This is a genomic window from Tumebacillus algifaecis, from assembly GCF_002243515.1.
GTDB classification, from domain to species: Bacteria; Bacillota; Bacilli; order Tumebacillales; family Tumebacillaceae; genus Tumebacillus_A; species Tumebacillus_A algifaecis.
In genome coordinates this window covers 399,432-411,863 of the sequence record NZ_CP022657.1, presented here as the reverse complement: position 1 = coordinate 411,863, position 12,432 = coordinate 399,432, and the positions used below count along the sequence as shown (strand labels likewise).

Genomic DNA, 12,432 nt, shown 5'->3' with positions numbered 1-12,432 from the left:
TTGGCGAGATCTGTATGAACTCAAATTCGAAAACTCTGCAACAGTTCAGAGATTCCGACAGTTTTCATCAAATCTCTCGTGTTGAAAATTGTGTTTACCCTTGAGGTTATATTTGCTCCTATCGATCGAGCAATCGACAGGCTGGCTAGCAAGTTGTGGTTCTGGTGGCGCCAGAACCACTTCCCGGCGAGGCTCTCATGACAGCCTCACGGCGGTTAGGTTTCTCAAGGGCTCGAGCCTATGTCTGTAATATTAGCAAACTACCAAAAGTTTGTCACTACTTGGGAGACATTTTTTGTATTCAAAAATATGTAATTGTTCCTTTTTTGCCACAAAAGTATTCGACAAACTTTTATTTCCATCTTTCGAAGTCAGAGCGAGCCAGACATTGGCTTAAAAGCAAACCCCTACTCAAATTACTCGAGCAGGGGCATGAATATGTGTCCTATTTTGGTGTCTGAAGCAAATCGGTATAAACTTTTGTCGTTTCCTCGACAAGGCGGCGCATCGTGAAGCGGCGGTACACCATCTCCTGCCCCGCCTTGGCCAATTCCAAACGGCGCTCTTTGTTCTTTACCAGTAGACAGATGCTCTCATAGAGCGCCTGCGGGTCGGCCGCTGGCACCAACAGGCCGTCCTCCTCCGAGGTGATCACTTCCGGCGATCCGCCGACAGCGGTGGTCACGACCGGCGCTCCGACTGCCAGCGCTTCGAGGATCGACAGCGACAAGCCTTCAGATAAGGAAGGCAGGCAGAACACGTCAAGCTGTGGAAGCAGATCGGGAATGTCTTTGCGAAATCCTAAGAACCGCACATAGGAATCAACACCGAGCGCCTTCGCTTCCGCTTGCAGTTCGTCATGAAGATCGCCATCACCGAACCACGGGAAGACGACATCCTGCCGTTCCTGAACGATTTTCTGGATCGCCTTCAACAAGTACGTGTGACCTTTCACGGGATGAAGCCGCGCCACCGTGCCGACGATGGTCACGTCTTCGCCCACGCCGATCAAATCGCGAAGCGATGTCACCGGGACATGCACGCTTGGCTCCAGCGGCAGTTCGATCGCATTGTGGATGACGCTCATCTTCTTTTCGGGCAGCCCGATCTGCAAGAAATCATCTTTCATCGCGTGCGAGACGAGAATGAAATGATCGACATAAGGCCAGGTGATTTTCTCGAACGTCCCGAACAGCGTGCGCTTCCACGCGGCCGGATAGTCGAGCGCCAAGTTGCTGTGCACCGTGGTGACCGACTTGGCCGGGTAGCCTTCCGACTTGTTCGCCAAGCGCCCGATCATGTTCGCCCGCACCCCATGCGTGTGAATCACATGTGGTCGCCAATCGCGAATCAGATCACGCAGCGGGTTCAAGCCGCCCATCGATTTGGTATCGCTCTGCAAAACGGTGGTCGGAATCCCCAATTCCCGCACGCGCTTGGCAAATTCGCCTTCATAAAACGCGGCCACCTGCGGGTGAAATCCATGCGTATCCAGATCGTTGACCAGTCCGAGCAGATGCTGTTCCGCTCCCCCAAACTCGCCGCCCCCGATCAGATAGAGGACGCGAATCGGCCTCTCCATTATGCATCCCCGCCTGTCGTTTATGCTTTCGCCTTCTGGCTTTGAATGCGGATGCTCACATAGAGCAATGCCACCAGCGTCCAGAAGTGCGTGATTACGTTGAGGTCTTCAAAAATCGCCGCTGTAACGTTCTCCACCAGCATACCAAAAAGGGCGGCGACAATACCAGCGTTCAGCGCAAAGAGAAACGTATCGCGCTGTTTGGAACCAAAGACCGACTTGATACCGTTGATCACCGGCGTGAACACCATCGCCACATAGGTCAGCGTGCCGACGATCCCTGTCTCCGCCAGCAGTTTGAAATACTGGTTGTCGATCCACGTGGCACCGGGCACACCATGACGGGTCGCCACCGAGTCGCCCACCGTGCCAATTCCGGTACCAAAGACCGGATACTCTTTAAAGATCGTCAGCGCCCGCGCCCAGAACTCGACGCGTCCGCCTTCTGATGCTTTGTTCCAGTATTCAGGCGTAAAGGCCAGTGTCAGTCGAGCGACGACGCTCTCTGCGACAATCGGTGCTGCGATCAGCCCCGCGACGCCTACGACGGCCAGCCATTTGTTGCGCGTGATGATCGTGTAGACGACCATCCCGGCCAGAAAACCGAGCCATGCGCCGCGCGAGTAAGTCAACACGAGGCAGCCCAGCATGAGCAGTGTGGCCGAGCCATACAATATGCGGTGTGTCCAATTTTTCGCCCACAGGGTAAGGGCGAGCGCGATCGGGGTGATCAGCACCATGAAGCCGCCGAGGGCGTTCGGGTTGCCGATCGAGGAGAAGACGCGGATCTTGATCCCTTTTTCGACTTCCGAATAGGTCCAAGCGGGCGGTGTTTCCCACCCGGCCAACTTTTGATAGATCCCAAACGCCGCGACCAGCGTAGCGGCGACGATCATCCCGTGCACCATGTCTTTGATCGTGTCTTCATCATCGATCAGGGCATTGAGCACGAGGAAGTATAAACTCGCTTCGAGCAGCGTCCGCAACCCGTCGATCACGATCGACATGCTCGCCGTCACTTCTACCCAGTGATAGGTCGGAGAAATTTTCAACACCGACGGGTGGATGATCCAGTTGGAGACGGCAGACAACAGCGTCGCCCCAAAGGTGAACAGAATCAGCCAATGCAGGCGGCTCGCCTTCCAATCGATACGCCCTTCTGCCTTCGACTTCAGGTAGAACATGAGGTAGAGCAGGAAGATCAGGCCTTCCTTCCACGCCGGGATCAGCGAACCGAGCAGCGGAAGGTCGCCGAACAGTTCGCGCAACATGTAGTTGATGATCGAGAAGAAGGAGAGAATCAGCAGGAGGTAGTAGGTGATGTCGCGCACGCGCTGTGCACGCAATCCCAGTTGTGCTTGTGTCTGCATTATTTCTTAGCCCCTTTCTTCCCGTTACCCAGATCCGGACGCAGGTCCTTCAGCGCCTTGGCGAACATATAGGCGGTCGCTGACCGGTCAGCCGTGTCGTCCGGCTTGAAATTGCCATCGGTATTACCTTTTGCATATTGGTTGGCCACCAGCGTGCGAATCTGTTTCTCATAGGGGTGGCCGACGATGTCAGGCAGTGCGGAAACGGTCGCTGTGTTCAGCGGAATCTGCAAAGTTTGGACGACCGCATTGGCCAGTTCGCCACGGGTGACCGGCTGATCGGGACGGAAACCGCTCGACACATCGAACGGGATCAGTTGACGCTTCGCCGCTTCGGCCACATCTGCAGCTGCCCAGTGCGCGTTCGGTACATCCGCAAATGGACCGTCGGCAGGCTTAACTAGCGTCTCAGCGTTCACACCGTTGATCTTCAGCATCAGCGAGACCAGTTCGGCGCGAGTGATCGACTTTTCCGGATAAAAGTTCCAGACCGTCTCATCGCGGCCTTTCATAAAGCCTTGGTTATACATGTATTCGATCTCATAGACGGCATAGTGACCGCTGGGGACGTCTTTATAGATCGTCGATCCAAACGGCAATTCATAGAAAAAGACCAGCGTCACAAGATACAGGGCCGCCATCGTTCCGGCAAACCACTTGAACGTCGATTTCCTGCGCATGTTATTCCTCCATCATTCCAAGTCGTTCCATCGCTATTGCAACCATTCAATAATTGTAAGTCTCCTGCTCCCCTGCGTCAATTCACAGCATGTTGACATTCTGTTACGATAAGACAAGAGGCAGTAGGAGAAAGGGGAAATCTGCTTGCTAACATCCTATCGCACCTTGCTCGCGCCGGGCGAGGAGACCATCATCATCAAAAAATCTCGCTTCATCGGCTACGCAATGCCTGTGAACTCTGAGGAAGAAGCGCTCAGCTTCATCCAATCGATTCAAAAAAAGCACTGGGATGCTACACACAACTGCTATGCCTATGTGTTCGGGCCCCACCAAGAGATTCAAAAAGCGAACGATGACGGCGAACCGTCTGGCACGGCCGGCAAGCCGATCTTGGAAGTGATCAAAAAAGAAGATCTCCGCAACGTCGCCGTCGTCGTCACTCGCTATTTTGGGGGCATCATGCTCGGGGCAGGCGGCTTGATCCGCGCCTACTCACAGACGGCAGCGGCCGGACTGCACGCGGCGGGCATCGTCACGCGCAAACTGTTTCAGGAAATCGCGATCAGCATCGACTATTCTTGGCTGGGCAAGGTGGAAAATGAACTCCACGCCGTGGAGAACTTTCATATCGACCGCATCGAATACTTGGAAAAAGTCACCGTCTTTGCACTCGTTCCGGTCGAAGAAGCGGATCACCTGCACAAGTTGATCACCAACGCGACCAATGGACAAGCTGAACTCCTCAACACCGAACAAAAATATGTATTCGAACAGGATGGCAAATTGGTCAAAGCGGAACGGTGAGTCCCAAGCTCATCGTTTCTTTATAAAAAGTTTGCACGATTCGGGCGTTGCGAAGCTGTTGCCGCACAAATTCACCGCTCTGTAAACATTTCACCTTCTGCCCACCGCCAAGCAACAGCGCACTGGTGGTTGTCCTCGCACCGGGCATGACCCGTTCAATCACCTGCGCTGCCACGTAGCCTGTCGTCCCGTCCTTTGCAATCCGTGGCTGGCGCATTTTGACAGGCACCAGCGTCAGCCGTGGTGCAAACGGCAACGGCACGTATAATCTTCTCCCCAGTATGTCCCCATATCGCTCACGAACAGCCGTTAGATCAACGCCAAAATGTCTGGCGATCCCTTTTAACACGACCGGCACCGGCCGCGGATCATTCCACATATCCCCATCCATCGTGACCACTCTCGTCATATCCCCGCCGCCTTCCACATAGACGGGTGCCAACAGTGCCAATTCATGCACATACGATTCGACGGGCACCGACTGCAATTGGTCACAGTCAATTTTCATAACCTCCATATTCACATCCCCTTTCAACCGCCATTTACCTCGACTTAATCTCATATCCTTTTCATTATTTTAATTTCGGCTATAAGTTCAGTCAACCCAATCTTTGACAAAATTCAGCTCGGTTCCGACTTGCCCTCAGTCGGACGGCGCTCGCCTCCACTCGCTGTCGTGCGAGGGTCGAGTGCCCTTTTTACGATCTGCCTTGCGCCCCCTATGCTGAAACTGCGTATACGACACCGCAAGGGACCGGTCCCACAGCAGGGGGCACTCAAGGCATGTTTGGAGAAGATCGCTTTGCCTGTACCGTCTTACGGGCGCAGCAACAGGACAGCACCGCTTTGCTCATGCTGTTGCAGGAATTTGAAAATGTGATCGTCAAAGCGGCGAGACGTTTTACTGTGCCGCACAGCGAGCGCGGTGATCTGCTACAGGAGGCGTACATCGCGTTTCTGCTGGCGGTGCAACAGTTTGATCCGACGCGCGGCGTGCCTTTTCCCGCCTATGCCAAAGCGAAAACGCAGGAGCGCGTCTGGCACTACATCCGCGTGCGCAACCGCAACCACTCACGGGAGTTGGCCGACAACTCGCTTGGCGATGGGGAAGGCGAAGCGGCTACGCTGCTCGAAATGCAGCCCGATCCACAAGCCGCAGATTCATTTTGTGAACTGGAATGGCGCTCCTTGCTCACTTCACTCTCGGAACGAGAAGCGCTCGCTGTAGAGAAAATCGTCATCGATGGTCTGTCGATGGCCGAGTTGGCGCGGATGGAAGGTGTGTCGGCCGATACGGTAAAAACGTGGAAGCGACGGGCGCTCGTCAAGATTCGTGCAGAAATCAAAAAGGCCCGAGGATGATCCTCGGGCCTTTCCAAACGAGCGGGTCGCCGTTACTCTTGTTTCGCACCTAAAGCAAAGGTCAATTCTGCTTCACAGACCAATTTATCGTCCACAAACGCCCGCGCTTTGCCTTTGCCGACCGGACCTTTCAGGCGTGTGATTTCCACTTCCATCCGCAACACATCGCCAGGGCGCACCTGTCCGCGGAATCGGCAACCGTCAATGCCTCCGAAGAAGGCCAGACGGCCTTTGTTCTCCTCTTTAGCCAGCATCGCCACCGCACCGACCTGTGCCATCGCTTCGACGATCAGCACGCCCGGCATGACCGCATAACCTGGAAAATGTCCAGCAAAAAACGGCTCGTTGATCGTCACATTTTTAATGCCGACAGCGCGCTGCCCAATCTCCAGTTCGACGATCTTATCGACCAACAAAAACGGGTGGCGATGCGCGATGATACCTTGGATCTCTTCAATGTTCAAGATTGTCTCCATGCTCCATGTCCTCCTCTGTATTCCTTGCCTTCTATCTTACCAAATCTATGTAATCGAGCCAAACCGTATCGGCAACGCCGACCAGCCTCCACATGAACTCGGTCCTTACACCGCCACAAGCGGCGGTTGGATCTCACATAAAAAGCACCTCTGCCCGCTTGCAGAAGTGCTTTTTATATGTTCATCGCACGGAAGCGTCGCATGTAGTGGAACGAGATCAAAAAGGACAAGATGATCACGCCCCACAGGTAAGCCTCCGCATTCGGCCAGCGAAACATCAAGGCGACCAACGCCAGATAGTACAACACGGTGTTCATCTTGCCCCAGATGGTGGCCGGCACCGTCTTCTTGCCCTGTGTGACATACACGACAGAAGCGAGAATCATCCCAAGATCGCGAACGATCAACAGCCCTGCCATCAACCACGATACACGGTCATCGATGACGAAAGAAAGAACGACCGACAGCATCATCAGCTTGTCGGCCAGCGGGTCGAGCATACTGCCCAGCTCGGTGATCAATCCGTACTTTCGCGCCAAGTACCCATCGACAATGTCGGTAAGTCCGGCGAGGACGATCACGAGCAAGGCAAGCTCCATGTTGTACGTAAGGTCGGAAAAAAACACGAGGAAATAGACTGGAATCAATCCAAGTCGAAACATCGTTAAGATGTTCGGTAAATTCATTAGGCATTACCCATTTCGCAAGTTGTTTGCCATCCCCATCATTTGATCGATCGTCTGTAAGGCTCTGGAATTCATCGAGAGGACCCGTTGCGACGAGATCATGTCTGCCATCTGGTCGATCATGTCCACATTGGACTGCTCAAGGAATCCCTGTTTCAGTGTTGCCCCGTTCGGCAAATTGTACGCACCGCGCGTCAACGCATTCGGAGCGGCGTTGGTCTTGAGCGCGTACATATTGCTGCCAAAAGGCTCTAGATTGGTGTCCGGGTTCTCGATGCGCACCAGTTCCAACTGCCCGACCGCCTCACGCACACCAGCGCGCATTGCGGTCATTTGCCCATTGGCTGTGATCGTCAACGTCTCAATCTCGAAACCTTCCAGCGAAATCGGCTGGCGGTCGGTCCCAAGTACCGGGTTGCCTGCCGAGTCGGTCAAGTACGGCACAGCGTTCTGATCGTAGCCGACTGCAAACGATCCGTCGCGCGTATAGCCAAAACCGGTCAAGAGACCATTCTTATAGACTCCGACTTCAAAAAAGCCGGTCTCGCCTTCGATCGCCACATCCAGCACATTTTCGGTCGGTTGCAACGTACCTTGCGTGAACCATTGGGTGATGCCTACAGGCAAAACGCCATGACCGATGCGAAGTCCGCTCGTCGTCTCGCGCCCTTGCAGGTTGCCCGTCTGCCGCGTTTGTTGGATCTCTGCGTACAGCATGTCCTTGAAGTTCAATTCCTGCTGTTTGTAGCCGTGCGTGTTGAGATTGGCGACGTTGTTCGAAATTACATCCAAGCGTGCCTGCTGACCCGCCAAACCATGTGCAGAAGTCCAAAGTGCCCGCATCTAGCCCGCCTCCTTGTTAGTTCAGCCGTCCAATGCTGACAGCTTTTTCGAGTACGCCGTCCAGCGATTTGATCATGCGCTGATTGGCTTCATAGGTTCTCATCACGTTGATCATCGAGACCATCGAGCCTGCCAGATCGACGTTCGACTGCTCCAACTGCCCCTTTTCCACCACAGCTGTACCGCGAACGGGTGCCGCCGCGCTGGTGAAATAGGTGTCGCCGTATTTCTCCAACTTGGTCGAGTCGATGATATCGACCGCGCCAAAGCGCACCGCTTGATTGTACGGGGCTCCGTTTGCGTTCGTATATTCATACCCGCCATCCTGACGCACGCGAATCCGCGCATCGTTTTGCGGCAGCCCAGTCGCGACATTGACCGGGAGCACCGGATCGCCCGACGTGGTGATCAGGAAGTTGGTGCCGACCTGTGTTTTGAAGTCACCATCGCGCGTGTACATTACCTCGTTGCCATTCAGCACCGAAAAGTACGAGCGTCGGTTCGGTTCGTTGGCTGGTGCAGGGTTGTCCACGATCGCGTAGGCGTTCGGATTTTTCGAACTTACCAGTACGCCCGGCACAAAGCGCGGAACTGCTTCTTCCAAAAACGTGCCTGTGCTCATCCGACCGAGTTGCTTGTTGGCCGCACCAACCCCGCCCTCGAAGTCATTGATCCGCAGGATCAACTCTTCTGGAAACGACCGGACAATCCCCGTATCGGACTTGTAACCGATCGTCTTCGCATTGGCAATATTATTAGAGATCAACTCTTGCATTCGTTCGTTCGCATGCATGCCGGAATTGGCGATATAAAGTCCGCGGATCATCGGTCACGCCTCCTTGAAAAGTGATTGGATCAGAGTGCCCCCGTGGCCGACTTGCGTCCGAAGCCGAACAGGGAGTTCTTCGAAATCTTGGCCATATAATCGAGCGCCATACCCGTGCCATGCACGACGCAGGACATCGGGTCGCTCGCGATGTGAACCGGAATCTGCAACTCTTCGATCATCAGCTTGTCCAGTCCGTACAAGAGCGCCCCACCACCGGTCAGGACGATGCCCTTGTCAAAAATGTCGGCCGCCAATTCAGGCGGGGTGACCTCAAGCACCTGCTTGGTGGCGGCGACGATCAGATCGACCGTCTCCTGCAACGCTTCCCGCATCTCTTCGGAGCGCACCGTCACCGTCTTGGGCAAGCCGCTGATCATATCGCGTCCGCGGATGTCCATCTCTTCGTGACGCGCACCCGGATAGACGGATACCACTCGAATCTTGATATCTTCAGCCGTTCGTTCACCGATCAACAGGGAGTATTCTTTCTTGATATAGCGAATGATCGCTTCGTCAAACTCGTCCCCCGCGACGCGGATCGAATTGGAGGTGACGATCTCACCGAGCGATAGAACTGCCACATCGGTCGTGCCTCCACCAATATCGACCACCATGCTGCCGGACGGTTCATAAATGTCCAGTCCGGCTCCGATGGCTGCTGCCTTGGGTTCTGTGATCAGATCGACCTGCTTGGCCCCCGAGCGGGTGGCCGCTTCCACGACCGCCTTCTCCTCCACCGACGTGATGCCCGACGGTACGCAGATCATCACGCGCAGGCGCTTAAACGGGTTGTTGCCGATCGCTCGCTGAATGAAATGACGAAGCATGATTTCTGTCGTATCAAAGTCGGCGATGACTCCTTCGCGCATAGGTCTCGTCGCTACGATATGTCCAGGTGTGCGTCCGAGCATACGACGTGCTTCTTCGCCGACTGCAACTACCTTTTTAGTCTGGCTGTCAATTGCTACAACGGAAGGCTCATCGAGGACGATGCCCTTGCCTTTGACATGAACCAGCACATTTGCTGTGCCAAGGTCCACACCGATGTCGATTCCGAACATGTGTGAGAGTTCCTCCTTAGCTCCATCTAACTCATGGAAAAAGCGAAATCTCATGCTCGGTGTCTTTTCATCCACCTGCCACTAACTGGCAGAGAAACATCTGAGAAATACAGAGAAATCGCTTTTATATCTTCTACATCGGCGCAGAAACTCCTCTTTCAGTTTGCAGATTTTTCGCCACTTTTCGCTTTGTTTCGTCTTTTCGGTACTTCTTCTTCGTTGCCTCGCCTCCACGCAAATGTCGGATCGATTTGTGATATTCCAGGATTTCTTTTACTCGATTGGCCAAGTCGGGATTGATCTCGGGCAGCCGTTCGGTAAGGTCCTTATGCACGGTGCTTTTGGAGACCCCGAATTCCCGCGCGATCGTTCGGACCGTGTTCTTTGTCTCCACGATGTACTCGCCGATTTTCAGGGTACGTTCTTTGATGTAGTCGTGCAATCCCCTCGCCTCCCCATGTTCATCGGATTGTCTGATACATGTATATGAGGGGGGGAAGAGCATATTCCAAAAAAGGACCTTGACGAGCCTTGACAGCTTGTTTGCACCGATTTCCTCTCTCTATCTTTCTTTTTTGACCGCGAATAGATTGCAAAAACCGCCCCTGCGTCCAGGAGCGGTTTGGCTGACCAGTCTTTAATTGGCGGGGGTGGGGCTGTTCGATTTCTCACCTGGCTCTTTGGACGCTTCACCCGGTTTCTTTTCAGCGTCCGTTTTCGCAGCATCTTTCGGCTCTTCTGTCTTCTCGGACGGTGTGCCTGTAGACGGTGTGCCTGTGCTCGGAGCGATCGCATCGGAGTTGGCCGCTTTCGCACCGTTCTTCAGCGACGCTTCATAAGCGGTGGTCTTCTTCGGCAACACGCCGTTCGGGTCGATCGCGACACCATCTTTGCGCAGTTCGAAATGCAGGTGGTTCTTCTCTTCTTTTTCAAAACGGTTGTTGCCCGACTTGGCGATCGGCTGGCCGGAGATCACTTTGCTGCCAACTTGAACTTCGACTTTGGAAAGCGAAGCGTAGTAGGTCGTATAGCCGTTACCATGGTCGATTTCGACCGTGTAGCCCATCAGTGGATCTTCCTTGACCGCCTTTACGGTGCCCATCGCAGCGGCGATGACGTTGAACGGTGCATCGCTTTTCAGGCCGATGTCCACACCTTCGTGCGGGGTGAACGTCGATTCGTAGGAGACGACCGCCATCGCCTTTTCTTCATCCTTCGACATTTCTTTGAAGAAGTCGAGCGACAGCACAGCGTCTTCGCCGCCATCCCCAACCGGCCAGTTGAAGCTCGGCGCGGTGTTGGCCGGGGTTGCATCATCGGAGGGAAGCACCGGGCCTGCTTGTTCGCCGGTGTTTTGTTTCTCGATCTCGTACGGAGCTGCGTCCTGGCTTTTTGCGTACATCAAACCAACGATGAGGACGGAAGCTGCGAGATAGATAACCGGGAACGTCCAGCGTTTGCCCCAAAAAGACTTTTGTTGTTGCGGTGTTTTGTTGCGAGTTGCTTTGTCATTGTCTTGTTGTTTTTCGTTATTCATTATCATCACCTCAGTAGCACATTCTCGACCGTTTGCGAGACTCGTATACATGGCTGACTGAGGGAATCCAAATTTTTTCATAAAATCTACAGCACTTGCACACCCTAATTCGTTGGCAGAATGTCACTCACTTGGCCGAGGGTAACGCCTTGGTAGTAATGGCGGATGATCTCATCACTTTTTTTGCCCTCCTGCGCCATGCCGTTCGCCCCGTATTGGGAAAGGCCGACACCATGCCCAAAGCCGGTGGTGAAAAAGGAGATCGTGCTGTTCGCCGTGTTCACCTGCCAAGTGAACAGCGTGGAGCGCAGGCCCAACTTGCTCCGGAACTCTGGACCGGAAAACTCTTGATCGCCCACTTTGATTTTTTTGATATGGTCGGTGACGGAGCGTTCGATCGGCTTGATCAGACTGCCGATCTCCGCAGCCGGGAGCGCATGCAAGCCCAACTTTTTATAAAAATCGGCCAGCGATATCTCCTGTGTGGCGGTGAACTTGTCCGACTTGGCATCCCACGGGGAATCGACAGAGCGCAGGTAAGCCACGGTGCTACCCCAGTAGTCTTCCGAGTTTTCCGTTTTGCCGCTAGAGGTTGAAAAGAACAGCGCTTCGATCGGTTTGCCTTCGTACAGAGCGATCTGGCCTCGGGTGGCGTTGACAGCCGCATTGATTTTCGAGAGGTTCTGTTCATAGTCGGCACTTCCCCAGCGCTGTTTGAGTTTTTCCTCACTGGAAAATGCTTGGCCTTCGTTGTGATTGTCCGAAACGTCCGCTTGGGGGTATAGTTCCGATTTTTTACCTCCCGCCATGCGCCGGACGATGTAAGTGCGCGCTGCGATCGCCTGTGCTTGGAGCGCTTCCGGTTCGAAATGGACGGGCATCTCCGCCGCCACCACCCCACGCACATACTGTTCCAGCGGCATGGTGATCAACTGCTTCTGGTCGGTGAGGTAGACAGCCACCTGCGCGTCGCTCGGCGCTGTCTGCAGTTCGATCGGCGTGGTGACCGGATCTTTCTCGCGATCGGGCCAGAGCCAGATCAGGGCGGCCGGCAACAAGATCGTAACCGTGAGCACTGCGAGGAGGACGGCAAGGATTGGGAGAACGTTTTTTTTCATGTACGAACGGGCCTCCATTTCTTCATTTCGCTTCACAGCATACTCTATGAAAGCTTATGAGCCAAATGGAAATGATATGAACA

Annotated in this window: 14 protein-coding genes; 2 read left to right on the top strand and 12 right to left on the bottom strand. The window is 54.2% G+C overall.

Features of this window, described 5'->3' with window-relative positions; genetic code table 11:
* Positions 1–445: 445 nt before the first annotated feature.
* From CIG75_RS02095 to CIG75_RS02085, 3 genes are read right to left on the bottom strand one after another with little or no spacing between them, the layout of a single operon-like run.
* On the bottom strand, positions 446–1,582 hold the full coding sequence (locus CIG75_RS02095) for a glycosyltransferase (RefSeq protein WP_094235141.1): 1,137 nt from the start codon (positions 1,580–1,582) through the stop codon (positions 446–448).
* Between the two features lie 20 nt (positions 1,583–1,602).
* The gene (locus CIG75_RS02090; protein ID WP_094235140.1) at positions 1,603–2,952 is read right to left on the bottom strand and encodes an O-antigen ligase family protein; all 1,350 of its coding nucleotides are present in this window, start codon (positions 2,950–2,952) and stop codon (positions 1,603–1,605) included.
* A complete protein-coding gene (locus CIG75_RS02085) occupies positions 2,952–3,632 on the bottom strand; it encodes an S-layer homology domain-containing protein (protein ID WP_094235139.1) in 681 nt (226 codons plus the stop codon). Before CIG75_RS02085 ends, CIG75_RS02090 begins: the two co-directional genes overlap by 1 nt.
* Before the next feature lie 145 nt (positions 3,633–3,777).
* Between CIG75_RS02085 and CIG75_RS02080 the strand changes: the two genes are divergently transcribed.
* Positions 3,778–4,437: a YigZ family protein gene (locus CIG75_RS02080; protein WP_094235138.1), complete on the top strand. Its 660-nt coding sequence runs from the start codon at positions 3,778–3,780 to the stop codon at positions 4,435–4,437.
* On the opposite strand, the gene CIG75_RS02075 is transcribed toward CIG75_RS02080, so the two are convergent.
* Positions 4,421–4,954 carry a hypothetical protein gene (locus tag CIG75_RS02075; RefSeq protein ID WP_094235137.1) on the bottom strand — a complete coding sequence of 178 codons (534 nt, stop codon included), beginning with the start codon at positions 4,952–4,954 and terminating at the stop codon, positions 4,421–4,423. The two genes, CIG75_RS02080 and CIG75_RS02075, sit on opposite strands and share 17 nt — an antisense overlap.
* A gap of 266 nt (positions 4,955–5,220) precedes the next feature.
* On the opposite strand from CIG75_RS02075, the gene CIG75_RS02070 reads away from it, so the two are divergent.
* Positions 5,221–5,799, top strand: coding sequence for an RNA polymerase sigma factor (locus tag CIG75_RS02070; RefSeq protein WP_094235136.1), 579 nt, complete (start codon positions 5,221–5,223; stop codon positions 5,797–5,799).
* Positions 5,800–5,831: 32 nt separating this feature from the next.
* Here the strand turns inward: CIG75_RS02070 and fabZ are convergent, their stop codons facing one another.
* From fabZ to spoIID, 8 genes are all read right to left on the bottom strand, one after another.
* Entirely contained in the window at positions 5,832–6,266 is a 435-nt protein-coding gene (gene fabZ / locus CIG75_RS02065; protein WP_094238305.1) for a 3-hydroxyacyl-ACP dehydratase FabZ, read from the bottom strand.
* Positions 6,267–6,448: 182 nt separating this feature from the next.
* Complete coding sequence (gene pgsA, locus CIG75_RS02060) at positions 6,449–6,961, bottom strand: CDP-diacylglycerol--glycerol-3-phosphate 3-phosphatidyltransferase (RefSeq protein ID WP_094235135.1); 513 nt, start codon at positions 6,959–6,961, stop codon at positions 6,449–6,451.
* A 6-nt stretch (positions 6,962–6,967) separates the two neighbouring features.
* The gene (locus CIG75_RS02055) at positions 6,968–7,804 is read right to left on the bottom strand and encodes a flagellar hook-basal body protein (protein WP_094235134.1); all 837 of its coding nucleotides are present in this window, start codon (positions 7,802–7,804) and stop codon (positions 6,968–6,970) included.
* A gap of 16 nt (positions 7,805–7,820) precedes the next feature.
* Positions 7,821–8,630 carry a flagellar hook-basal body protein gene (locus CIG75_RS02050; RefSeq protein WP_094238304.1) on the bottom strand — a complete coding sequence of 270 codons (810 nt, stop codon included), beginning with the start codon at positions 8,628–8,630 and terminating at the stop codon, positions 7,821–7,823.
* Positions 8,631–8,659: 29 nt separating this feature from the next.
* The gene (gene mreB / locus CIG75_RS02045; protein WP_094235133.1) at positions 8,660–9,694 is read right to left on the bottom strand and encodes a rod shape-determining protein; all 1,035 of its coding nucleotides are present in this window, start codon (positions 9,692–9,694) and stop codon (positions 8,660–8,662) included.
* A gap of 133 nt (positions 9,695–9,827) precedes the next feature.
* Positions 9,828–10,136, bottom strand: coding sequence for a sporulation transcriptional regulator SpoIIID (spoIIID, locus tag CIG75_RS02040; protein ID WP_094235132.1), 309 nt, complete (start codon positions 10,134–10,136; stop codon positions 9,828–9,830).
* A gap of 195 nt (positions 10,137–10,331) precedes the next feature.
* Positions 10,332–11,231, bottom strand: coding sequence for a M23 family metallopeptidase (locus CIG75_RS02035; RefSeq protein WP_157729334.1), 900 nt, complete (start codon positions 11,229–11,231; stop codon positions 10,332–10,334).
* 104 nt (positions 11,232–11,335) lie between these two features.
* Entirely contained in the window at positions 11,336–12,349 is a 1,014-nt protein-coding gene (spoIID, locus tag CIG75_RS02030) for a stage II sporulation protein D (RefSeq protein ID WP_157729333.1), read from the bottom strand.
* Positions 12,350–12,432 lie beyond the last annotated feature (83 nt).

Excerpts from the sequence above, each read along its gene's own strand:
- pgsA (WP_094235135.1), bottom strand. The coding sequence starts at position 6,961 with ATGAATTTACCGAACATCTTAACGATGTTTCGACTTGGATTGATTCCA.
- CIG75_RS02035 (WP_157729334.1), bottom strand. The coding sequence starts at position 11,231 with ATGAATAACGAAAAACAACAAGACAATGACAAAGCAACTCGCAACAAA.
- CIG75_RS02050 (WP_094238304.1), bottom strand. The coding sequence starts at position 8,630 with ATGATCCGCGGACTTTATATCGCCAATTCCGGCATGCATGCGAACGAA.
- CIG75_RS02090 (WP_094235140.1), bottom strand. The coding sequence starts at position 2,952 with ATGCAGACACAAGCACAACTGGGATTGCGTGCACAGCGCGTGCGCGAC.
- CIG75_RS02055 (WP_094235134.1), bottom strand. The coding sequence starts at position 7,804 with ATGCGGGCACTTTGGACTTCTGCACATGGTTTGGCGGGTCAGCAGGCA.
- CIG75_RS02075 (WP_094235137.1), bottom strand. The coding sequence starts at position 4,954 with ATGGAGGTTATGAAAATTGACTGTGACCAATTGCAGTCGGTGCCCGTC.
- spoIID (WP_157729333.1), bottom strand. The coding sequence starts at position 12,349 with ATGAAAAAAAACGTTCTCCCAATCCTTGCCGTCCTCCTCGCAGTGCTC.
- mreB (WP_094235133.1), bottom strand. The coding sequence starts at position 9,694 with ATGTTCGGAATCGACATCGGTGTGGACCTTGGCACAGCAAATGTGCTG.
- CIG75_RS02070 (WP_094235136.1), top strand. The coding sequence starts at position 5,221 with ATGTTTGGAGAAGATCGCTTTGCCTGTACCGTCTTACGGGCGCAGCAA.
- CIG75_RS02085 (WP_094235139.1), bottom strand. The coding sequence starts at position 3,632 with ATGCGCAGGAAATCGACGTTCAAGTGGTTTGCCGGAACGATGGCGGCC.
- CIG75_RS02095 (WP_094235141.1), bottom strand. The coding sequence starts at position 1,582 with ATGGAGAGGCCGATTCGCGTCCTCTATCTGATCGGGGGCGGCGAGTTT.